Genomic DNA, 21,163 nt, shown 5'->3' with positions numbered 1-21,163 from the left:
CTTTAGTGAGCTTTATTTAGCTCAATGAAGATGGCTTGTCACGCGTTTTGTGACGATGCTGTGGCGGCTATTCCATTATAAGACCTGTATGCAAACTATCATGCTCGGGAGGCGCTCTCGAACGGGTTTTCTTTGCCTGGCGAACCGGTTATGAACGCATGAGTCCTGACCCAGGTCACGACAACCCTCATTTTGCCCGATTCAGCCATCAAGGCTTGAAGCCAAACCGGATCATCCCATGCGTCTGTCAAAATATTTTCTGCCCATCCTCAAGGAAAATCCCAAGGATGCGGAAATCGTCTCCCACCGCCTGATGGCGCGTGCCGGCATGATCAAGCAGCAGTCGGCCGGGATCTATTCCTGGCTGCCGCTCGGCAAGCGGGTTCTCGACAAGGTGTGCAATATCGTCCGCGAGGAGCAGAACCGGGCGGGTGCCATCGAAATCCTGATGCCGACCATCCAGGCTGCCGATCTGTGGCGGGAGAGCGGCCGCTACGATGATTACGGCCAGGAAATGCTGCGGATCAACGACCGCAACGACCGCGAGATGCTGTACGGGCCGACCAACGAGGAAATGGTCACCGACATCTTCCGCTCCTACGTCAAGTCCTACAAGGACCTGCCGCTCAACCTCTACCATATCCAGTGGAAGTTCCGCGACGAGCGCCGCCCCCGCTTCGGGGTGATGCGCGGGCGCGAGTTCCTGATGAAGGATGCCTATTCGTTCGATCTCGACTACGAGGCATCGAAGGCCGCCTACAACCGGATGTTCGTCTCCTACCTCAGGACCTTCGAGCGCTGCGGGCTGAAATCGATTCCGATGCGCGCCGACACCGGGCCGATCGGCGGCGAACTCAGCCATGAGTTCATCGTGCTGGCGGAGACCGGCGAAAGCCAGGTGTTCTGCCACCGCGATTTCGAAGCGTTCGCCGTGCCTGGCGCGGACATGAACTATAACGACGACGCCGCCGTCGCGGCGATCGTCGAGAAGTGGACGACGCCGTTTGCCGCCACCGACGAGATCATGGAGAAGGAAGAGTGGGCGCGCCAGGCCTGGGACGGGCTGGGTGAGGATTCGCGCGTTTCCGCCCGCGGCATCGAGGTCGGCCATATCTTCCATTTCGGCACCAAGTATTCCGAGCCGATGAACGCCTATGTGCAGGGCCCGGACGGCAAGCAGCATTTCGTTTCCATGGGCTCCTACGGCATCGGGCCGTCGCGCCTGCTCGGCGCCATCATCGAAGCCTCGCACGACGAGAACGGCATCATCTGGCCCAAGGGCGTGGCGCCGTTTGATATCGGCCTGATCAACATGAAGCCCGGGGATGCTGCTTGTGACGCTGCCTGCGAAAAGCTCGAGACCGCGCTGGAGAATGCCGGGCTCGAGGTGCTTTACGACGACACCGACGAGCGCGCCGGCGCCAAGTTCGCGACCGCCGACCTGATCGGCCTGCCGATCCAGGTGATCGCCGGGCCGCGGGCGGTGGCCGAGGGCAATGTCGAGATCAAGATCCGGGCAACCGGCGAACGCGAAACGCTGTCGATCGAAGACGCCATCAACCGCCTCGCGCAAGCCCGCTAGGGCAAGGATGGGCCAAAGGACAGACCCATGACCGATCCGGACACCGACGCCATCGCCGCCCCAACCTCGGCCAAACCGTTCTCGACCTTCGAACGGATGGTCGCCTGGCGCTACCTGCGCTCACGGCGGAAGGAAGCGTTCATCTCGGTGATCGCCGGGTTCTCCTTTGTCGGCATCATGCTCGGCGTGGCCACGCTGATCATCGTCATGGCGGTGATGAACGGCTTCCGGGGCGAGTTGATCACCCGCATTCTCGGCATCAACGGCCACATGGTGGTGCAGCCGATCGACCGGCCGCTTGACGATTACGCGGCGCTGGCCACCCGCTTCAAGGCGGTCGACGGGGTGCTCAACGCCATCCCGCTGGTCGAGGGCCAGACGCTCGCCTCGGGCGTCGGCGGGGCAGGGACCGGCGCGCTGGTACGCGGCATCCGGGCCGAAGACCTGCAGTCGATGAAGATCGTTTCGGACAATATCCGCTCCGGCGACCTGGTCGGCTTCACGGCGGGCGAGGGCGTGCTGGTCGGTTCGCGCATGGCGCAGTCGCTCGGGCTTGGCGCCGGCGACATGATCACGCTGGTGGCACCTGAAGGCGACGTGACGCCGTTTGGCGTCAATCCGCGGGTCAAGGCCTATCCGATCTCCGGCATCTTCGAGGTCGGCATGTCGGAATACGATGCCTCGATCATCTACATGCCGCTCGAGGAGGCGCAGCTCTACTTCAATTCCGAAGGGGTGGTGCAGTCGATCGAACTGTTCGTCGCAAGGCCCGACGACATCGACACGATCCGGCCGCTGGTCGAGGCGGCGGCCGAGCGGCAGGTGTTCATCACCGACTGGCGGCAGCGCAACCAAACCTTCTTCTCGGCTCTGCAGGTCGAGCGCAACGTGATGTTCATGATCCTGACGCTGATCATCCTGGTGGCGGCGCTCAACATCATTTCCGGGCTGATCATGCTGGTCAAGGACAAGGGCCGCGACATCGCGATCCTGAGGACCATGGGGGCGACCTCGGGCTCGGTAATGCGGATCTTCTTCATGACCGGGGCGGCGATCGGCGTGACCGGCACCATCGCGGGCTTCCTGCTCGGCGTGGTGGTGTGTCTCAACGTCGAGAGCATCCGGCAATTTTTCTCCTGGCTTTCGGGAACCACGCTGTTCAACCCGGAACTCTATTTCCTGAGCCAGCTGCCTGCCGACATGGATTCGGGCGAGACCATCATCGTGCTGGTGGTGGCGCTGGTTCTGTCTTTCATCGCGACCCTGATCCCGTCCTGGCGGGCCTCGAGGCTCGATCCGGTTCAGGCGCTGCGTTATGAGTGATCGCATGGGCACACGCTCGCACCCCGTCCTGCAACTGGCCGGCGTCAGCCGTCACTTCGTCCAGGGCGAGAACCAGATCTCGATCCTCGACCAGGCCGACTTCATTCTCGAACCCGGCGAAACGGTCGCCCTGGTGGCGCCTTCGGGCACCGGAAAATCGACGCTGCTGCATCTGGCGGGCCTGCTTGAGCATCCCGACGAGGGCGACGTGCTGGTCAATGGCGAATCCTGTGCAGGCTTGCCGGACGACCGCCGTACCGCGATCCGCCGCTCGGAGATCGGCTTCGTCTACCAGTTCCATCACCTGCTGCCGGAATTCACGGCGCTTGAAAACATCATGATGCCGCAGCTGATCTCCGGCCTGTCGAAAGCCGACGCCAGGGAGCGGGCCGAGCAATTGCTCGACTACATGCGCATCGGCCATCGCGCCGACCACCGGCCGGCGGAGTTGTCGGGCGGCGAACAGCAGCGCGTGGCGATTGCCCGCGCGGTGGCGAACGCGCCGCTGGTGCTGCTGGCGGACGAACCCACCGGCAATCTCGACCCGGAAACCGCCGGCTACGTGTTCGAGGCGCTCGATGCGCTGGTGCGCCAGTCGGGCCTCTCCGCCGTCATCGCCACCCACAACCACGACCTCGCCAGCCTGATGAACCGCCGGGTGACGCTTGCCGACGGCAAGGTGGTGGAGCTGTAGCGATATCGGCTGGCGGTGTCTTTTCCGCGGGCGGTTGTGGTTCGGCCAAGCCGGCCAGTCGGGTCTGGCCGGTCTCGCATTTTTGGCATAGCTTTACCCGATGGGATTACTGACTTTCAGCCTCAACGTGACTCTGGACGGGTGTGTCGACCATCAGGAAGGCATAGCAGACGACGAGACACATGCGTTTTTCACCGCCTCATGGACGACGCCGGGGCGATGCTGTGGGGGCGTGTCACCTACGAGTTGATGGAAAGCTACTGGCCTGCGGTCGCCCGGGGCGAGGTTGAAGCTCCGCTGGCGATCCGCGAGTGGGCGGCCAAGCTGGAGACCAAGCCGAAATATGTGGTGTCTTCGAAGCGGAGCGATTTCCCCTGGACCAACAGCCACCACATGCAGGGCGACCTTCGCAAGAGCGTGGAGAGCCTGAAGGACGCGAATCCCGACGGGGTCCTCATCGGCAGCGGAACGCTGGCAACGGAACTGGATCGCCTGGATCTGATTGACGAGTACAAGTTTCTCGTCCAGCCGATGATTGCCGGCCATGGGCCAAAACTCTACCAGAACGGACTTCCCGGCACACGACGGCTGGAACTTGTTTCAGCCGTGCCGCTCAGCAATGGCGTGGTCGCCATGCACTATCGGCGCGGACGCTGACGCCAACAGGTCTCGCGTCGTCGTCGGTGCTCCGGGTGTGGGTGTCGCCCGATGGCGACATGCTGGTCTTGCTGCGGGCAGCGCGCACTGCCGGGCAGGAGCAACATTGGTTGCCTCGATTGGCGCTTCAGGTAAGCTTGTCTGGGGCAGAGGAAGTCGGGAGCCACCGGGTTGAGTTCAAATGACTGGGCTGGGCGAGGCAGCCGGGCTTGGTGGCAAGAGCCCGCATTTCGTTCGGAATTACATCGGCCATGAGTGAGCGGTTTCCTCAAACAATGACTGCCCGACCGGGACGGTACAGGCGCATCCTGCGTCGCCTGATCCTTGCCGTCGGCGTCGTCGCCATCGTCTGGGCGGGCATGGCCTATCTCGTATTGCCGTTCGCCCTTCGCCACTACGGGCATCAAAAGGCGTTGGAAGGCCTTGAGATGGTGACGCGTACCGCGGACGGGCTGGCGGGCGATCCCCTGAATATCGGGATCATCGGATCGCGGGACGACCTCCTGATGGCGATGGCGGCGGCGGGCTGGTCGCCGGCCGATCCCGTGACGCTGCGCACCAGCATCGAGATCGTCGGCAGCGTGATTTTCGACAGGGAATATCGCGATGCGCCGGTCAGTCCGTTGTACTACCAGGGGCGGCGGCAGGATTTCGCTTTCGAGAAGGCGGTTGGCCGGAGCGCAGACAGGCGACAGCATGTGCGCTTCTGGAACGTCCTTTCCACCGGTGCGGAGGGGCGGCCCGTCTGGCTGGGGTCCGCCTCGTTCGATGTCAGCGTCGGATTCAGCCACTATACGGGGGCCGTGACCCACGCGATCTCCCCGGACGTTGACGCCATGCGCGACGAGTTGAGCGCGGACCTTGCCGCGACTGGACGCGTCGCCCAGGTCTACGAAGTGACGGGCGTCGGCCTGACCGTCAACGGACGCAACGGCGAGGGCGACCGCTACTACACCGACGGCGAGATCCGCTTCTCCGTTCTGGAAGGCCCGGGAGTGAGCGGCCGCCAGCCGCCGCCGGTTCTGCCCAACCCGCCCCTCGTTGACCTGAAGAATGCGTTGTGGAATGCCGCCGCCCATTGACCCCGGCCAACGGCCCGCGCGGCAGCCAGAGTTCAGCCGCGGGCCGGCACTGTCTGCAAAGCCTGAAGGGCAGAATCTGCTGGAAGGCAGTTCCGGCTTGTGCTTGGTGCTGACGAGGGCGCGAACCCGGAACGATGATGGAGGAACCGATGAGCTGGAATACAGTCGAGAACTGGTTGACGCATCTGCATCCCGACAGATGGTCGGGCGCGCTGATCATCCTCGCGCTCTTCTGGGTCGCCGGTCTGTTGCTGTCGCATCTGCTCAGGCGGGCGATCCACCTTGTGGTCGAACGGGACCACGATAACCGGCTCGACCGCATGTCGATTGCCTTCCTGTCGAAGGTGGCAAGCGCCTTCGTCTGGATCATGATCCTGATGTTTTACGCGCATATGATTCCGGCGCTCGACCGTCTCGCCACAGCGCTTCTGGCAAGCGTTTCGGTCGCCTCGGTGGTCTTCGGCCTTGCCGCGCAATCGACCCTGTCGAATTTCGTGGCGGGTTTCAGCCTGATCTTCTATCGCCCGTTCCGGCTCGGCGACAAATTGCAGATCAATGCGCCGGGCGGCATCGAGACCGGCGTGGTGGAGGACGTATCGCTCGGCTACACGATGCTGAAAACCTTCGACAATCGCCGCGTCATCATCTCGAACGCCTCGATTTCGAGCGCGACCATGATCAACCTCTCTGCCAAGGAACAGCGGACCATGGCGGTCATTCCGATCTCGATCGGCTATGATTGCGACATCGACGAGGCGCGGGCGCTGATCATCGAGGTCGCCTCGGGACTTTCCGATATCGAAGAGGTCGTCGGCTGCCCGGTCACCAATCTCGGCGCCTCGAGCGTCGATCTCAGCCTGCGCGTCTGGTGCGGGGATTCCGGCGTTGCGGCGGGGGTGAAGAACAGCATGCTCGAAGCCGTGAAGAAGCGTTTCGACGCGGCCGGGATCGAAATTCCCTACGCCTACCAGAATGTCGTGGTCAAGCAGCTGCCGGAAGTGCGACGTCAGCAAGAGCGCGACAAGACCGGGTGATCGGACTTCGCTGGTTTCAGTGCGGGCTGGCCCACCGGGCAGATCGGCAGTGGTTCGGGAATTCCGAGTATCGTCTGAGCCTGTCCCCTGGGGCCTTGCGCTTCGCACAACAGCGCGTGGCGATTGCCCGCGCGGTGGCCAACGCGCTGCTGGTGCTCCTGGCGGACGAGCCCACCGGCAATCTCGACCCGGAAACCGCCGGCTACGTGTTCGAGGCGCTCGATGCGCTGGTGCGCCAGTCGGGCCTCTCCGCCGTCATCGCCACCCACAACCACGACCTCGCCAGCCTGATGAACCGCCGGGGGACATTGCATGACGGCAAGGTTGTGGAGGTTTAGAGGGGGCGGGTAGCGAGGGCTTAGCTTTAGCGCCTTCTATCTCCTTTACATTGCCCGTCTCGCCATCCAGCAACCGACCTACCTGTGGTGATCACGAACACAGAGTATGCCTCAGGTGAGAGGCCAGACCTTTCTTGTCAGAAGAAAGTAGTCATCGACTGTGTATGTTTGGAAGAATTCGTAGTGTCCGAACAAGCTTTCAAGTCCCGGCTGGTATCCCGCCGTGTGGGTCATTTCATCAAAAATATGGGAGAGCCACCTGACAACCGACAGTGTATAGAAACGACCATACTTCTGCGCCCATTTCGTCTGCCCGGTGCGCTCCGAAGCGGTTGTGAGGTTTGATATGACCGCCCCGGTTTCGTTCGTATGATGAATAAAAACGCTATCGCCGACTAAAGCATTCATGATCGCTGCCCGCTGCTTTACCCTGCTCTCCGTACGTCTTCCGCGATAATGCTTGTCTAGGATTGGCTCGACGACCTCAGTCCACCACTTATTGACTGGCTCGTCCGCAGCGTTGAAATTGGGGTTTCCGATAGCTTCAAAGTTAGCATACCGCCCCTTCGATGCGTCTGAAAATTCATCAAGACAATCTATAACGGCAGAGCAAATCGGGTCGGTCGGCAGCAGATATGGAACAGAGATGTCTCGTTTGGTAGCAATCTGATCGGCCTTGCCAATCAGGTCTTTCAACCGATGGCCATATCGCCGGACCACAGCCTGACCTGGCAATGTGCCGCCATTGTCGATAGCAAAGTCCGCAACCAAAATGAGTTTTGCCAAGCGCTCGATCCCAATCGTAAGCCCGAAAAACGCTGTGTAGTATTCACCAAAGCCGCTACCATAACTCGCACGCCCCAACGCAGTGGCGCCGGAGCCGAGTATCTGGCTGACAAGCGATGCTTCACGGTGCAACGCTTTCCATTCGGGAATTGAGAAAGGCTCGACACGGTTCATTGCCTATGCATACTGCAGGTTGAAGGGTCTGTATACAGACCTGGCTGGCGAGTGCCTAGGTCAATAAAGTCGGTCAGAATGCGCTCAATGAATATCTTTGCTACACGAGAAACGGTTTCGAATGAAAGCAATGGGATCGAATCCAGGCCAGCGTCATCTGTGTGGAGAAGCAGTCGGGAAGGAATCTGTGGGTCTGAATTCGTATAACTACTTCCGGACTTGAGCAGCCACGGGGAGCGACCCTCAAATTCTGCGGCTGACATGCTGACGAAAGGGCTGGCACTCACCAATCGATATTGCGTGAATAAAAAGATCGAGAGCACATTTCAAAAATGCCAAGTACAGAAACAGCACTTAGAGAGTGGCGATACGGACCGACTCAGGCTGAGCGGCTTGTCGTTGGTATTCTGCGACTAGAAAAGTATAATAACGTTCACCCTCAAGCACCGCTCGGCGGCCCTGACAACGGCGCTGATATACTTTGCGATCGTGGACGTTATTTTTGGGTCTGCGCGGTATACTTCCCAACAACGGAGAAAGAGTTTTCCGCAATCGAACGCAAGTTCCTACACGATCTAGAAAGCGCGCAAGTGCACGGGCGCAACGGCTTTATTTTTATGACAAATCAGCGTCTGACGCGCCAGCAACGAAATGATTTGCGTGATCAAGCTAATGCGCTGAGGCAGGAATGTGAAATCTACGATGTTGAGCGTATTCGTGGAGCTTTGGATTCGCCGGAAGGGTACGGCCTCCGCGTCGGCTATCTCCACATCGCTATGAACGCTGACGAGCAGGTGGCCTTCTTTGCAAACCGTGAGAATCAGCTTGCTGACCTCATGACGGAGCAGACGCAGCATCTGAAGGTCGTTCTGAGTCATATCGATCAGATCCGCCAAGGTCAGGCAGATGCGGCGCAAACGATGCGTGTTATGGCAGGGGCGCAGGATTTGTCTATCGATCCCGTGCGATCTATGGATCCACTCGCAGTCGGTGAGATTTTATCCGAACCAGGAGTGGTGAAGATATCCTTGCAGCTCGATCCCGCGATGGTTCTGCTGTTTCACCGCCTTGTATGCTTCGATCTGCCGTCCCGAATCGTTGGCCATCTACGCACTGAAGAAGTCGTAATAAGGAAGGCAAGCGCAGCGCCGGCAGATCCAACGATCAGTCCGCCTAAACCTGCCGATATACGGAGGCTTCTCACTGAAGTATGTACGGAGTGGCGAACCGGTATCGCCGCCGCCAAGAACCCGATTGAACAGATGGATGCGATTGTCCGACTCTTCCATGGCATTTTATCGGTTCACCCGTTCCTTGATGGAAACGGTCGCGTTGCGCGCAGCATCTTAATGCAGCAGTGCCTCGACACATTCGGACATGTCGACATGAGCCGTCTTGATCGTGGTGTTCCCTACTACACGTCTCTCCAAGCCGCAGACGGCGGCGAATTTGCACCGCTTAAGGCGCTTATCCTGAAAGCCGTCAGCGGCTGACTATTCCTTAACGGCTTGTTAGCGTTTGTCACGCCAGCTGGACGTTTCGCCCTCGCCGCACCTCGGCGTGGCAGGCAACTGTACTGCAACTTTCGGGCATATTCGGCAAAATTCAGAGCGATTGAAATGGGGTCGCCGCCGTTTAGATCAGTATGACCTTAAAGGCATCGATCCGACCGCTTATCTCTTGAAGCCGTCAGCCCGCTACCGGCCCCTTTTCAGTCCATTGTTCCAATGCACCAAAAGCCCACTGTCCGCCCATAGCAACCTTGCCGTGGAAAGCCAATATTACTCCAGTCTCCACACAAAAAAGCACGGCGGATTTCTCTGCCGTGCCTCATGAATGTGTCCTGTTTGATACCCTCAGCGCAACCTTTTCGCTGCCGTCTCCGGCACCAGCTCTCCCGCCAGCCGGCGATCCAGGTAGTCCTCGCATTCTTCCATCAGCTCGTCGACCTTGCCGGTGAAGAAGTGGTTGGCGCCGGGCATGGTCTTCTGGGTGATGAGGATGCCCTTTTGCAGCTTGAGCTTCTCGACCAGGCCGTTGACGTCCTTCTCGGGCGCCACCTTGTCGGCGTCGCCATGGATGATCAGGCCCGAGGACGGGCAGGGGGCAAGGAACGAGAAGTCGTAGGTGTTGGGCTGCGGCGCGATCGAGAAGAAGCCCTCGATCTCGGGGCGGCGCATCAGAAGCTGCATGCCGATCCAGGCGCCGAAGGAGTAGCCTGCCACCCAGCAGCTTTTCGAATCCGGATGCAGGCCCTGCACCCAGTCGAGTGCTGCGGCGGCATCGGAGAGTTCGCCGGCGCCGTGGTCGAAATCGCCCTGGCTGCGGCCGATCGAGCGGAAATTGAAGCGAAGCGTCGTAAAGCCGCGCTGCTGGAACATGTAGAACAGCTGGTAGACGATCTGGTTGTTCATGGTGCCACCGAACTGCGGGTGCGGATGCAGCACAATGGCGATCGGCGCGTTCTTTTCCTTGCCCGGCTGGTAGCGGCCTTCGAGACGACCGGCGGGTCCGTTGAAAATGACTTCAGGCATTGATACTCCATGCATGGGCTCAGGTTCGGGCGGCCTGCCGTCCGGGTTTGCGGATGCCGGCGGGCGGGTGGATATCGCTAGCGTGCCCTTGACGGGGGCGGGGCGGCTCCCTAGAACCTAGTTTAGAATCGTTCGAAACTGCAGCGGTGTCGCTGAAAGTTTGTGTGTCTTACGGCATCGGGCACAGAAAATTCAAGAAAAATGCGCCTGCCACGGTGGCGGGCGTCATCCGCAGGCAAGGAAGATGATGGCCAAGGGGCGTCTCTACTTCGATCACAACGCGACCGCGCCGCTGCTTGCGGCGGCGAAGTCGGCGATGTGTGACGCGATGGAGCTGCCCGGAAACCCCTCATCGGTGCACGCGGAAGGCCGCAAGGCCCGCGCCCTGATCGGCAAGGCGCGCGAGGCCGTGGCCCGGCTCTGCGATGTGCCGCCGGCGCAGGTGATTTTCTGCTCGGGCGCGACGGAAGCCGCCAATCATGTTCTGACGCCCGATTACCGCATGGGCCGTTCGCCGGTGCGGGTGTCGCGGCTCTACGTCTCTGCGGTCGAGCATCCGGCCATTCTCTCGGGCGGCCGGTTCGCGCCGGACCAGATCACCGTGCTGCCGGTCGATGCCGAGGGGCGGCTCGATCTCAAGGCCCTGGAAGATGCTCTCGCCGGTCACGATCAGGCGAGCGGCCAGGCGATGCTGGCGCTTCAACTGGCCAACAACGAGACCGGCGTGTTCCAGCCGGTGCGGCAAGCCGCCGAGCTGGTCAAGGCCCATCACGGGCTGATGGTTGTCGACGCGGTGCAGGGCGCGGGCCGGCTGCCGCTGTCGCTTGCCGATCTCGGCGCCGATTTCCTGATCCTGTCGGGTCACAAGATCGGCGGCCCGAAGGGGATCGGCGCGCTTGTCAGTGCCGGCGAGATCCTGATGCCGGCACCGCTGTTGCGCGGCGGCGGGCAGGAAAAGGGCCATCGCGGCGGCACCGAGAACCTGATCTGCATTGCCGGGTTTGGCGCAGCCGCCGATGCCGCTCGCCAAGCCCTTGTTAATGTCGGCCGCATAGCCGCGTTGCGCGACCGGCTGGAAGCCGGGTTGCGCGAACTGGCGCCCGATGTGATCCTGCATGGCGAGGCAGTTGAGAGGCTCGCAAACACCAGCTTCTTCTCGCTGCCGGGCCTGAAGGCGGAAACGGCGCAGATCGCCTTCGACATGGAAGGCGTGGCGGTGTCCGCCGGGGCTGCCTGTTCGTCCGGCAAGATCGGCTTGAGCCATGTGCTTGCGGCCATGGGCGCGGACGCGGATCTCGGAGCAATCCGGATCAGCCTCGGGCCGGAACACACGGAAAATGACGTTGAGCGGTTCCTTGAAGCGTTCAAAGCGATTAATACCCGGCGGATGGTCCGCAAGGGAGCCGAAGTGGCCGCCTGACGCGGCTGGAAGATTTTGATTCGCGAGACAGAAAATTTCGCGAATGACATAGCGTGGACGACCGTCCCGCACTACATAGTGATGAGCCATGAATGGCACATCACACGACGTTAACAAGCTGCCGGCCTTGACCCGGCGAGATTGGAGAGCGCCATGCCTGCCGTGCAGGAGACCATTGATCAGGTCCGCCAGATCGACGTTGATCAGTACAAATACGGCTTCGAGACCGTTATCGAGAGCGATACCGCCCCGAAGGGTCTGACCGAAGACACCATCCGGATGATTTCGGCCAAGAAGAACGAGCCCGAATGGATGCTCGAGTGGCGGCTGGATGCGTTCAAGCGCTGGCTGACGCTGGAAGAGCCGACCTGGGCGCGCGTCGATTATCCCAAGATCGATTTCCAGGACATTCACTATTACTCGGCGCCGAAGGGAACGGCGGGCCCGAAGTCGATCGACGATGTCGATCCGGAACTGCTCCGGGTCTACGAGAAACTCGGCATTCCGCTGCGCGAGCAGGAAATCCTGGCCGGCGTGCAGCAGTCGAAGATCGCTGTCGACGCGGTGTTCGATTCGGTCTCCGTGGTCACCACCTTCAAGAAGGAACTGGCCCAGGCCGGCGTGATCTTCATGTCGATCTCGGAAGCGATGCGCGAGCATCCCGAGCTGGTGCAGAAGTATCTCGGCACCGTGGTTCCGGTGACCGACAATTACTACGCCACGCTCAATGCGGCGGTGTTCACTGATGGTTCGTTCGTCTACGTGCCAAAGGGCGTTCGCTGCCCGATGGAGCTGTCGACCTATTTCCGCATCAACGAGAAGAACACCGGCCAGTTCGAGCGCACGCTGATCATCGCCGAGGAGGGGGCCTACGTCTCCTATCTCGAAGGCTGCACCGCGCCGCAGCGCGACGAGAACCAGCTGCATGCCGCCGTGGTCGAGCTGATCGCCATGGATGACGCCGAGATCAAGTACTCGACGGTGCAGAACTGGTATCCCGGCGACAAGGACGGCAAGGGCGGGATCTACAATTTCGTCACCAAGCGCGGCGACTGCCGCGGCGACCGGTCGAAGATCTCCTGGACCCAGGTCGAGACCGGATCGGCGATCACCTGGAAATACCCGTCCTGCATCCTGCGCGGCGACGACAGCCGTGGCGAGTTCTACTCGATCGCGGTGTCGAACGGCTACCAGCAGATCGATTCGGGCACCAAGATGATTCATCTCGGCAAGAACACCTCGAGCCGGATCATCTCCAAGGGCATCTCCGCCGGCCATTCGTCCAACACCTATCGCGGCCAGGTTTCGGCCCACCGCAAGGCAACGAACGCCCGCAACTTCACACAGTGCGACAGTTTGCTAATTGGCAACGACTGCGGGGCGCACACGGTGCCATACATCGAGGCCAAGAACTCGACGGCGCAGTTCGAGCACGAAGCCACGACCTCGAAGATCTCCGAGGACCAGCTGTTCTACTGCCTGGCCCGCGGCATCCCCGAGGAAGAAGCCATCGCGCTGATCGTCAACGGCTTCGTCAAGGAAGTCATCCAGGAACTGCCGATGGAGTTCGCCGTTGAAGCCCAGAAGCTGATCGGCATCTCGCTGGAAGGCAGCGTCGGTTAGTGATGCTGGCTGTTGCGCGGGTGCAGGCCGTCAAGGTCAGGGCGCCCGCGGCCCTCATCGCAGTGTTTTGTCGCCGCTGGCACAAGCGGCTTGAAATTATCTAGGTATCGGAATCAGACATGTTGGAAATCAAGAACCTTCACGCCCGTATCGCCGAAGACGGCACGGAAATCATTCGCGGCCTCAACCTGACGGTCAAGGCCGGCGAAGTCGCCGCCATCATGGGGCCGAACGGCTCGGGCAAGTCGACGCTGTCCTACATCCTCGCCGGCCGCGATGATTACGAGGTCACCGAAGGCGACATCCTCTACAATGGCGAGAGCATTCTCGAACTCGACCCGGCCGAGCGTGCCGCCAAGGGCATCTTCCTGGCGTTCCAGTATCCGGTCGAGATCCCGGGTGTGGCCACCATGCAGTTCCTGAAGGTGGCGATGAACGAGCAGCGCAAGGCGCGCGGCGAGGAAGAGCTGAAGACCCCGGACTTCATCAGGCTGGTCAAGGAAGCCGCCGCCAGCCTGCAGATCGACCCGGACATGCTCAAGCGTCCGCTCAATGTCGGGTTCTCCGGCGGCGAGAAGAAGCGCGCCGAGATCCTGCAGATGAAACTGCTGGCGCCGCAGCTTTGCGTGCTCGACGAAACCGACTCCGGCCTCGACATCGATGCGTTGAAGATCGTGTCCGATGGCGTCAACGCGCTGCGCTCGCCCGACCGCGCGGTCATCGTCATCACCCACTATCAGCGCCTGCTCGAGCACATCGTGCCCGACACCGTGCACGTGCTCTACAAGGGCCAGGTGATCAAGACCGGAGACAAGGACCTGGCGCTCGATCTCGAAGCCAATGGCTATGCCGGGATCATCGAAGCCGCCGCTTGAGGCTGCGCGACAAAGACGGGCCGCAAGGCCAGGAGAGACAGGCATGAACATGCAGACAAAGCCGCCCCACACCGCAGCAGAACAGGCGATCCTCGACAGCTTCGCCGAGATGATCGGTCAATTGCCGGGTGATGCGCCGGTGACCGCCGCACGCGACAAGCTGCTCAGTGGCATCAGCAATGCCGGCCTTCCGACCCGGCGGATCGAAAGCTGGCATTACACCGACCTGCGCAGCCTGCTGCGCGATGTGCCGAAGAAGGCGACCGGTTCGGCACGGCGGCTGGATCCGCTGGTTCGCGGCAGCGTCGTGCTGCCCGTCGTCCAGGGCCAGAGCGCCGACATGAGCGCGCCGGACGGCATGGAACTTGAGCCCTACATGGACCTCTTGGTTTCCGGTGGGGCGGCGAAGAGCCTTGCCGAGCGCGGTTCCGACGACCTGATCGGCCGGCTCAACGGCGCCTTCGTCGGCGACGGCTACAGCTTCAAGGTTGCCGCGGGTCAGACGATCGACGAGATCATCGAGATCCAGTCGGTCCAGTCCGGCGGCCAGGTGCACAACCGCTTCGTGGCCGCATTCGGAGCCGAGGCGAAGGCCACCGTGATCGAACGGCATCTTGGCGACAAGGCCGAGGCCGGACTGTCGACATCGGTCGCCTCGCTCGAGCTCGAGGACGGCGCCGAGGTGACTTGGATCGTCCTGCAGGGCTGCGGCGAGACCGACCAGCATCTGGGTCAGCTCAACGCCCGGCTGGGCGCGGGCTCGACGCTGAAGGTCTATGTGATCAACGCCGGCGGCAAGCTGGTGCGGCAGGAACTGCATATCGACGTGGCGGGCGAGGGCTCGCATTTCGACCTGCGCGGCGTCAACCTGCTGGCGGGCGACAGCCACACCGACGTGACGCTGACGCTGGGCCACACGGTGCCCAACACCACGTCCTCCGAGATCGTCCGCAACGTGGTGCTGAACCGGGCGCGTGGCGTCTTCCAGGGCCAGATCCGGGTGGCGCAGATCGCGCAGAAGACCGACGCGCAGATGGCCTGCAACACGCTGCTTCTGTCGGATGACGGCGAGTTCTCGGCCAAGCCGGAACTCGAGATCTTCGCCGATGACGTGATCTGCGCGCATGGCGCCACGGTGATCGATATCGATCACAATCACCTGTTCTACCTGATGGCGCGCGGCATCACCGAGAAGTCGGCGCGGGCGTTGCTGGTCAACGGGTTCGTTGACGAGCTGATTGACGAGCTTGAAAACGAAGAGCTGGTCGAGGCACTGGAAGCGCTGATCGAACAATGGCTTGCCGATCATGGCTGACAATCTGAATCAGGTTTATGATGTCGAGGCGGTGCGCAAGGATTTCCCGATCCTGTCGCGCACGGTCTATGACAAGCCACTGGTTTATCTCGACAATGGCGCGTCGGCGCAAAAGCCGAAGGCGATGATCGATGCGGTCAGCCATGCCTATGCGAACGAATATGCCAATGTGCACCGCGGCCTGCATTTCCTGTCGAATGCGGCGACCGACGCCTATGAGAATGCGCGGGAGATCGTGAAGCGGTTCCTCAATTCGCCGTCGGTCGACAATGTGGTGTTCACCAAGTCGACCACCGAGGCGATCAACACGGTGGCCTACGGCTATGGCATGCCGCATATCGGCGAGGGCGACGAGATCGTCATCACCATCATGGAGCATCACTCCAACATCGTGCCGTGGCATTTCCTGCGCGAACGCCAGGGCGCGAAGATCGTCTGGGTCGGCGTCGACGACCAGGGCAATTTCGATCTCGACGATTTCCGCAAGGCGCTGACCGACCGGACCAAGCTGGTGGCGATCACCCACATGTCCAACGTTCTGGGCACCGTGGTCGATGTGAAGGAGGTCTGCCGCATCGCGCATGAGCGCGGCATCAAGGTGCTGGTCGACGGCAGCCAGGGTGCTGTTCACATGCCGGTCGATGTCCAGGACATCGATTGCGACTGGTACGTGATGACCGGTCACAAGCTCTATGGCCCGTCGGGCATCGGCGTGCTTTACGGCAAGTCAGAGGCGCTCAATGCCATGCAGCCTTTCATGGGCGGCGGCGAGATGATCGTCGATGTGAGCGAGGATGCGGTCACTTACAATGATCCGCCGCACCGGTTCGAGGCGGGCACACCGCCGATCGTGCAGGCGATCGGGCTTGGCGCCTCGCTCGAGTACATGGAAAAGCTCGGGCGTGAGCGGATTGCCGCGCACGAAGCCGATCTGGCCGCCTATGCCTCCGAAAAGCTCAAGGCGGTCAACGCGCTTCGCCTGATCGGCACGGCTCCGGGCAAGGGCGCAATCTTCGCCTTCGAGATCGAGGGCATTCATGCCCACGACGTCTCGATGCTGATCGATCGCTCTGGCGTTGCCGTCAGGGCAGGCACCCATTGCGCCCAGCCGCTGCTCAAGCGGTTCGGCGCGACCTCGACTTGCCGCGCCTCGATGGGGCTGTACAATACCCGGGCGGAAATCGATGTGCTGGTCGAAGCACTCGAAAAGGCCCGGGCGTTTTTCTCTTGAAGGATATGAGCCGATGAGCGACGCATCCGAAACTGACACCGCAGCAGCAGCCGAAACCGGCACTGCCGTCACCGAGTCGGCGATTCCGCGCGAGGAACTGGCGAGGCTGAGCGACGACATCATCTCGGCGCTGAAGACCGTCTACGACCCGGAAATTCCGGCCGACATCTACGAGCTCGGGCTGATCTACAAGATCGATATCGAGGACGACCGGATGGTCAAGATCCAGATGACGCTGACCGCGCCGGGCTGCCCGGTGGCCGGCGAAATGCCGGGCTGGGTCGAGAACGCCGTCAACACGGTCGAGGGCATTTCCGGCGTCGACGTATCGATGACGTTCGACCCGCCCTGGACACCGGACCGGATGAGCGAAGAGGCGCAGGTAGCTGTCGGCTGGTACTGATGCCGTGCCGCTGTCACTTTGTTGGCTTCTTGTTAAGTTGACTGCTTCACACTACATTCATGGAACAAAGCAGCGGGCCTTGAACCCGTTTTGCCGAAGGAGACCGTGATGGGTTTTGCCGTAATGACATTGACGCCGGCGGCAGCCGAGCGCGTCAAGACAATCCTGAAGACATCCGACAATGCCGCGGGTATCCGCGTGAGCATCAAGAAGGGCGGTTGCGCCGGGATGGAATACGCCATCGATCTGGCGAAGGAAGCCGATCCCAAGGATGACCGGATCGAGCGCGACGGCGCCACGGTGTTCGTGGCACCGGAAGCCGTGCTCTATCTGCTCGGCACCGAGATGGATTACGAAGTCACCAAGCTGCGCTCGGGTTTCGTGTTCAACAACCCGAACCAGACATCGGCCTGCGGCTGCGGCGAATCGGTCGAGCTGAAACCTGCCGATCTGGCCAAGCTCGCCGCCGAGGGCAATGCTGTGGTCCGGGCGGATTGAACCGGATCCTGCCCCTGACACGCTGAGTCAGGTGCTTTGCAGATTGAATCCTGAAATGCCCGCAAGTCTCTGACTTCGCGGGCATTTCGTTGTCCGGTCGAGTGGTCTTGTCTATCGCTCGGCGTTCTAGGCGAAGGCAATCCGCAGATTGTCGAGCGGCAGCCCGCTGACCGTTGTTGCCCATGTCTCGCCCGGCTTGACCGGGAACGCGCGCGTCACCGTGCCGGTGGTGACGATTTCTCCGTCGCCGATCGGCTCGGCGTCGGGATCGTTTGCAATCACCTCGATGGCGTGGCGCAGTGCCGACAGCGGGCTGCCCAGAACATTGCCGCCATGGCCAATGTCGATGGTTTCGCCGTCGCGCGCGATCTCGATCTGGAAGGTCTTGAGAGCCGACGGCAGCATCGCGGCGTCTTCATCCGTCATTTGCCGGCGCGGCCCGCACAGATAGGCGCCGTGCAGGCCGAAGGCAGCCACCGTGTCGGCGGCCCTGAATTTCCAGTCCTTGTAGAGCGAATCGACGATCTCGAAGCCGTGCGCATACCAGGCAACCGCACCGAGCAGTTCGTCGTCGCTTTCCCCAACCCGCGGGGCGCGCGCGAAGGCGAAGGCGATTTCGGGCTCGATCCGCGGCTCGCAGAAAGGGGCGAGTGAAAACGGGATCTGGGCCGACGAAACGTCGTGGAAGGTCGTGTCATACATGTAGCCCCATATCGGGGCGTGCACCTGGTATTCGTCCCAGATCGTGCGGTTGGTGAAGCCGAGCTTTCGGCCGATCACGCGCTCGCCTTCAGCTTTGCGCAGATCCCTGATCCGCCGGCTGATCCTGTAGGCCGTTTCCATCGAGAGGTCTTCGGCCTGGGCACAGGCGATCTGCCGCCTGTCGCGCCGGGCGTCATGGATGTGTCGCGCGCGCTTCTCCTCCCAGGTGGCCGTCACCGGATCACCCCCGCATCTTTTCGCCCATCGGATCAAACGGCGCCTCGAGCGCGATCCGGGCCGGGCGGCGGATGCCCATGATTTCGATCTCGAACATGCCGGTCTCGCCGTTGGTCGCGAGTGCCGCCGGGATGTAGCCCTGGGCCATCGAGGAGCCGATGGTGTGGGCGTAGCCGCCCGAGGTGATCCAGCCGACCACGCGCCAGTCGCCGTCGCGCAGGGTTCCGCCTTCCGGCTTGGCGATTTCCTTGCCGTCGCCGTCAAAGCGCGGCGCGCCGTAGCCGTGCGGGGCCTCGACCGTGCCGTAATCGGTGTCGCCGACTTTCGCCCAGACCGGCTCGTCGCCCATCACGTCGGCGTCAAGCGCATCGACCAGGAATGAGGTGCGTATCAGCTTCGGGCCGTCCGCATGTTCTTTTGCCGCCGCCTCGCGGCCGATGAAATCGTTCTTCGACAGCTTGATGAAGCGCTCCATGCCGCCCTCGTAGGGGCCGTAGATGGGCCTGAGTTCGCGGAACCAGGTGGGGAAGTTCTTCTCGAGCCGCATCGAGAGCAGCGCGCGCATGCCGAAGTCGGCGATGCCGAATTCCTCGCCCGCCGCCTTGATGGCGCGGTAGACCGCCTGCTGGTAGCACGGCTCCATCCAGATCTCGTAGCCGAGATCGCCGGTATAGGTGACACGGTTGACCATGCATGGCGCGCCGCCGACATCCATGCAGCGGAAATCCATGAAGCGGAAGGCCGCATTGGAGACGTCGTCATCGGTGAGTTTGGCGAGCAGGTCGCGGGCGCGGGGGCCGGCGATCGACAGGCCGACCAGGGTGAGGTCGTAGCGGTGAACGCGGATCGAGCCGTCCCTTGGCAGGTGCTTTTCGAACCAGCGCATGTGGTAGCGCTGCGCCGCCGACGAGCCCCAGACCATGAAGTCCTCGTCGCCCGCCTTGGCAATGGTGAAATCGCCGATCAGCTTGCCGAACTCGTTGAGCATCGGGGTCAGCACAATGCGGCCGGTCTTCGGCATGGTGTTGGTCATCAGATGCGACAGCCAGGCTTCCGCGCCTTGGCCGGAAACGCGGTACTTGGCGAAATTGGCGATCTCGGTGACGCCGACGCGCTCGCGCACGGCGCGGACCTCGTTGCCGATGTGCTCGAAATCGTTGGAGCGGTGGAAGGAGAGCACGTCATGCGCTTCCTCGGCGCTTGGCGCAAACCAGAGCGGCGTCTCCAGCCCCCAGCTGTCGCCCATCACCGCGTGATTGTCGCGCACCATGACGTCGTAGAGTGGCGTCGTCTGCTGCGGGCGGGCGGCAGGCAGTTCCTCGTTGGGGAAGCGGATCGAGAAGCGGCGCGAATAATTCTCGCGTACCTTGGCGTTGGTGTAGCGCAGCGTCGCCCATTCGCCGAAGCGGGAAACATCCATGCCCCAGATGTCGGCGCCCGGATCGCCATGAACCATCCAGTTCGACAGCGCCAGGCCCACGCCACCGCCCTGGGAGAACCCGGCCATCACGGCGCAGGCCGTCCAGTAGTTGGTCAGGCCGGGGACGGGGCCGACCAGCGGGTTGCCGTCGGGAGCGAATGTGAAGGGGCCGTTGATGACCTGCTTGATGCCGGCGTTTTCCATCGCCGGGAAGTGGCGGAAGCCGACTTCCAGCGAGGGCGCGATGCGGTCGAGATCGGGCGCCAGCAGTTCATGGCCGAAATCCCACGGCGTGTTGACCGGCGACCAGGGCTTGCAGGCCTTCTCGTAGGTGCCGAGCAGGATGCCGGTGCGTTCCTGGCGGGTGTAGATCTCGCCCTTGAAATCGATGACGCCGACCAGCTCGCGGCCGGTCTTGGCGTTGAACTCCAGCACCTCGGGCATTTCCTCGGTCAAGAGATACATGTGTTCCATGGCCAGAAGCGGCAGTTCGAGGCCGACCATGCGGCCGACTTCGCGCGCCCAGAGGCCACCGGCATTGACGACGTGGTCGGCCTTGACCGTTCCCTGTTCGGTGACGACGTTCCAGGTGCCGTCGACCTCCTGGGTCAGCTCGATGACCCGGTTCCTGAGCACGATCTCGGCGCCAAGCTTCTTGGCAGCCTTGGCGTAGGCGTGGGTGGTGCCGGACGGGTCGAGATGGCCCTCGACCGGATCCCAGAGCGCGCCGACGAAATTGCTCTCGTCCATCAGCGGGAACATCGCCTTGGCCTCGGAGGGGGTGATCAGCTCGGTCTCCATGCCGAGATAGCGGCCCTTGGCGTGGACAAGCCGGAGGAAGTCCATGCGTTCCGGCGAATCGGCCATCATCACGCCGCCGGTCAGGTGCAGGCCGCAGGACTGACCCGAGAGTGCTTCGAGTTCCTCGTAGAGGCTGACGGTGTAGGCCTGCAGCTTGGCGACGTTGGGATCGCCGTTGAGCGTATGGAAGCCGCCGGCGGCATGCCAGGACGAACCCGAGGTCAGTTCCGAGCGCTCGATCAGCATGACATCGCTCCAGCCGGCCTTGGCCAGATGGTACAGGACGGAACATCCGACCACGCCGCCACCGATTACAACTGCCCTGACATGCGATTTCATTGCTCGTCTCCGTGCCCGATTTCGGCGGCAGATTGCGAAATCGAATCAGCGTGCACAAGAGGCAAATGCGACATCCGGTAACAAAGAAGTTTGCG

Annotated in this window: 18 protein-coding genes and 1 pseudogene; 15 read left to right on the top strand and 4 right to left on the bottom strand. The window is 61.9% G+C overall.

The features are described from left to right. The first annotated feature begins 238 nt into the window (after positions 1-238). The 7 genes and pseudogenes from proS to O4H62_RS06940 form a co-directional block, all read left to right on the top strand. Positions 239-1,582: a proline--tRNA ligase gene (proS, locus tag O4H62_RS06970; protein WP_269386557.1), complete on the top strand. Its 1,344-nt coding sequence runs from the start codon at positions 239-241 to the stop codon at positions 1,580-1,582. Positions 1,583-1,609: 27 nt separating this feature from the next. Next, a complete protein-coding gene (locus O4H62_RS06965; protein WP_269386555.1) occupies positions 1,610-2,905 on the top strand; it encodes a lipoprotein-releasing ABC transporter permease subunit in 1,296 nt (431 codons plus the stop codon). Next, positions 2,898-3,599, top strand: coding sequence for an ABC transporter ATP-binding protein (locus O4H62_RS06960; protein WP_269386554.1), 702 nt, complete (start codon positions 2,898-2,900; stop codon positions 3,597-3,599). The genes O4H62_RS06965 and O4H62_RS06960 overlap by 8 nt, the downstream gene beginning before the upstream one ends. Positions 3,600-3,800: 201 nt before the next feature. Continuing rightward, a complete protein-coding gene (locus O4H62_RS06955) occupies positions 3,801-4,256 on the top strand; it encodes a dihydrofolate reductase family protein (RefSeq protein ID WP_269386553.1) in 456 nt (151 codons plus the stop codon). A gap of 251 nt (positions 4,257-4,507) precedes the next feature. Further along, entirely contained in the window at positions 4,508-5,338 is an 831-nt protein-coding gene (locus O4H62_RS06950; protein WP_269386551.1) for an LssY C-terminal domain-containing protein, read from the top strand. Between the two features lie 149 nt (positions 5,339-5,487). Further along, positions 5,488-6,372, top strand: coding sequence for a mechanosensitive ion channel family protein (locus O4H62_RS06945; RefSeq protein WP_269386549.1), 885 nt, complete (start codon positions 5,488-5,490; stop codon positions 6,370-6,372). A gap of 107 nt (positions 6,373-6,479) precedes the next feature. Next, a pseudogene (locus O4H62_RS06940) lies at positions 6,480-6,710 on the top strand (ABC transporter); the annotation flags it as partial. A gap of 111 nt (positions 6,711-6,821) precedes the next feature. Here O4H62_RS06940 and O4H62_RS06935 read toward each other — a convergent pair. Continuing rightward, positions 6,822-7,670: a hypothetical protein gene (locus O4H62_RS06935; protein WP_269386547.1), complete on the bottom strand. Its 849-nt coding sequence runs from the start codon at positions 7,668-7,670 to the stop codon at positions 6,822-6,824. A gap of 332 nt (positions 7,671-8,002) precedes the next feature. On the opposite strand from O4H62_RS06935, the gene O4H62_RS06930 reads away from it, so the two are divergent. Continuing rightward, the gene (locus tag O4H62_RS06930) at positions 8,003-9,163 is read left to right on the top strand and encodes a Fic family protein (protein ID WP_269386545.1); all 1,161 of its coding nucleotides are present in this window, start codon (positions 8,003-8,005) and stop codon (positions 9,161-9,163) included. Positions 9,164-9,526: 363 nt separating this feature from the next. Here O4H62_RS06930 and O4H62_RS06925 read toward each other — a convergent pair whose 3' ends face one another. Further along, positions 9,527-10,204 (bottom strand): alpha/beta hydrolase, encoded by a 678-nt coding sequence (locus O4H62_RS06925; protein ID WP_269386543.1) that lies wholly within the window; start codon positions 10,202-10,204, stop codon positions 9,527-9,529. Positions 10,205-10,451: 247 nt separating this feature from the next. Between O4H62_RS06925 and O4H62_RS06920 the strand changes: the two genes are divergently transcribed. The 7 genes from O4H62_RS06920 to sufA all read left to right on the top strand — a co-directional run bounded on the left by O4H62_RS06920 (position 10,452) and on the right by sufA (position 17,569). Next, positions 10,452-11,624 (top strand): cysteine desulfurase family protein, encoded by a 1,173-nt coding sequence (locus O4H62_RS06920; protein ID WP_269387548.1) that lies wholly within the window; start codon positions 10,452-10,454, stop codon positions 11,622-11,624. A 153-nt stretch (positions 11,625-11,777) separates the two neighbouring features. Continuing rightward, positions 11,778-13,247, top strand: a complete 1,470-nt coding sequence (sufB, locus tag O4H62_RS06915; protein WP_269386541.1) for a Fe-S cluster assembly protein SufB — start codon at positions 11,778-11,780, stop codon at positions 13,245-13,247. A gap of 119 nt (positions 13,248-13,366) precedes the next feature. Beyond that, positions 13,367-14,122: a Fe-S cluster assembly ATPase SufC gene (gene sufC, locus O4H62_RS06910; RefSeq protein ID WP_269386540.1), complete on the top strand. Its 756-nt coding sequence runs from the start codon at positions 13,367-13,369 to the stop codon at positions 14,120-14,122. 43 nt (positions 14,123-14,165) lie between these two features. After that, entirely contained in the window at positions 14,166-15,437 is a 1,272-nt protein-coding gene (sufD, locus tag O4H62_RS06905; RefSeq protein ID WP_269386539.1) for a Fe-S cluster assembly protein SufD, read from the top strand. Further along, complete coding sequence (locus O4H62_RS06900; protein ID WP_269386537.1) at positions 15,430-16,668, top strand: cysteine desulfurase; 1,239 nt, start codon at positions 15,430-15,432, stop codon at positions 16,666-16,668. The genes sufD and O4H62_RS06900 overlap by 8 nt, the downstream gene beginning before the upstream one ends. Positions 16,669-16,681: 13 nt before the next feature. Then, on the top strand, positions 16,682-17,071 hold the full coding sequence (locus O4H62_RS06895; protein ID WP_269386535.1) for an SUF system Fe-S cluster assembly protein: 390 nt from the start codon (positions 16,682-16,684) through the stop codon (positions 17,069-17,071). A gap of 108 nt (positions 17,072-17,179) precedes the next feature. Then, a complete protein-coding gene (gene sufA / locus O4H62_RS06890) occupies positions 17,180-17,569 on the top strand; it encodes a Fe-S cluster assembly scaffold SufA (RefSeq protein ID WP_269386533.1) in 390 nt (129 codons plus the stop codon). A 126-nt stretch (positions 17,570-17,695) separates the two neighbouring features. Here the strand turns inward: sufA and O4H62_RS06885 are convergent, their stop codons facing one another. Together O4H62_RS06885 and O4H62_RS06880 are read right to left on the bottom strand one after the other, a co-directional pair. Then, positions 17,696-18,508 carry a 2-keto-4-pentenoate hydratase gene (locus O4H62_RS06885; RefSeq protein WP_269386532.1) on the bottom strand — a complete coding sequence of 271 codons (813 nt, stop codon included), beginning with the start codon at positions 18,506-18,508 and terminating at the stop codon, positions 17,696-17,698. 4 nt (positions 18,509-18,512) lie between these two features. Continuing rightward, positions 18,513-21,068 carry a GcvT family protein gene (locus O4H62_RS06880; RefSeq protein WP_269386530.1) on the bottom strand — a complete coding sequence of 852 codons (2,556 nt, stop codon included), beginning with the start codon at positions 21,066-21,068 and terminating at the stop codon, positions 18,513-18,515. Positions 21,069-21,163: the final 95 nt, after the last annotated feature.

This window comes from Parahoeflea alexandrii, assembly GCF_027214025.1.
GTDB lineage: Bacteria > Pseudomonadota > Alphaproteobacteria > Rhizobiales > Rhizobiaceae > Hoeflea > Hoeflea alexandrii_A.
This window is presented reverse-complemented; position numbering and strand designations above follow the sequence as displayed.

What these genes read in the sequence shown, in the direction of transcription:
- proS (WP_269386557.1), top strand. Translation starts at nt 239, where the DNA reads ATGCGTCTGTCAAAATATTTTCTGCCCATCCTCAAGGAAAATCCCAAG.
- O4H62_RS06965 (WP_269386555.1), top strand. Translation starts at nt 1,610, where the DNA reads ATGACCGATCCGGACACCGACGCCATCGCCGCCCCAACCTCGGCCAAA.
- O4H62_RS06960 (WP_269386554.1), top strand. Translation starts at nt 2,898, where the DNA reads ATGAGTGATCGCATGGGCACACGCTCGCACCCCGTCCTGCAACTGGCC.
- O4H62_RS06955 (WP_269386553.1), top strand. Translation starts at nt 3,801, where the DNA reads ATGGACGACGCCGGGGCGATGCTGTGGGGGCGTGTCACCTACGAGTTG.
- O4H62_RS06950 (WP_269386551.1), top strand. Translation starts at nt 4,508, where the DNA reads ATGAGTGAGCGGTTTCCTCAAACAATGACTGCCCGACCGGGACGGTAC.
- O4H62_RS06945 (WP_269386549.1), top strand. Translation starts at nt 5,488, where the DNA reads ATGAGCTGGAATACAGTCGAGAACTGGTTGACGCATCTGCATCCCGAC.
- O4H62_RS06935 (WP_269386547.1), bottom strand. Translation starts at nt 7,670, where the DNA reads ATGAACCGTGTCGAGCCTTTCTCAATTCCCGAATGGAAAGCGTTGCAC.
- O4H62_RS06930 (WP_269386545.1), top strand. Translation starts at nt 8,003, where the DNA reads ATGCCAAGTACAGAAACAGCACTTAGAGAGTGGCGATACGGACCGACT.
- O4H62_RS06925 (WP_269386543.1), bottom strand. Translation starts at nt 10,204, where the DNA reads ATGCCTGAAGTCATTTTCAACGGACCCGCCGGTCGTCTCGAAGGCCGC.
- O4H62_RS06920 (WP_269387548.1), top strand. Translation starts at nt 10,452, where the DNA reads ATGGCCAAGGGGCGTCTCTACTTCGATCACAACGCGACCGCGCCGCTG.
- sufB (WP_269386541.1), top strand. Translation starts at nt 11,778, where the DNA reads ATGCCTGCCGTGCAGGAGACCATTGATCAGGTCCGCCAGATCGACGTT.
- sufC (WP_269386540.1), top strand. Translation starts at nt 13,367, where the DNA reads ATGTTGGAAATCAAGAACCTTCACGCCCGTATCGCCGAAGACGGCACG.
- sufD (WP_269386539.1), top strand. Translation starts at nt 14,166, where the DNA reads ATGAACATGCAGACAAAGCCGCCCCACACCGCAGCAGAACAGGCGATC.
- O4H62_RS06900 (WP_269386537.1), top strand. Translation starts at nt 15,430, where the DNA reads ATGGCTGACAATCTGAATCAGGTTTATGATGTCGAGGCGGTGCGCAAG.
- O4H62_RS06895 (WP_269386535.1), top strand. Translation starts at nt 16,682, where the DNA reads ATGAGCGACGCATCCGAAACTGACACCGCAGCAGCAGCCGAAACCGGC.
- sufA (WP_269386533.1), top strand. Translation starts at nt 17,180, where the DNA reads ATGGGTTTTGCCGTAATGACATTGACGCCGGCGGCAGCCGAGCGCGTC.
- O4H62_RS06880 (WP_269386530.1), bottom strand. Translation starts at nt 21,068, where the DNA reads ATGAAATCGCATGTCAGGGCAGTTGTAATCGGTGGCGGCGTGGTCGGA.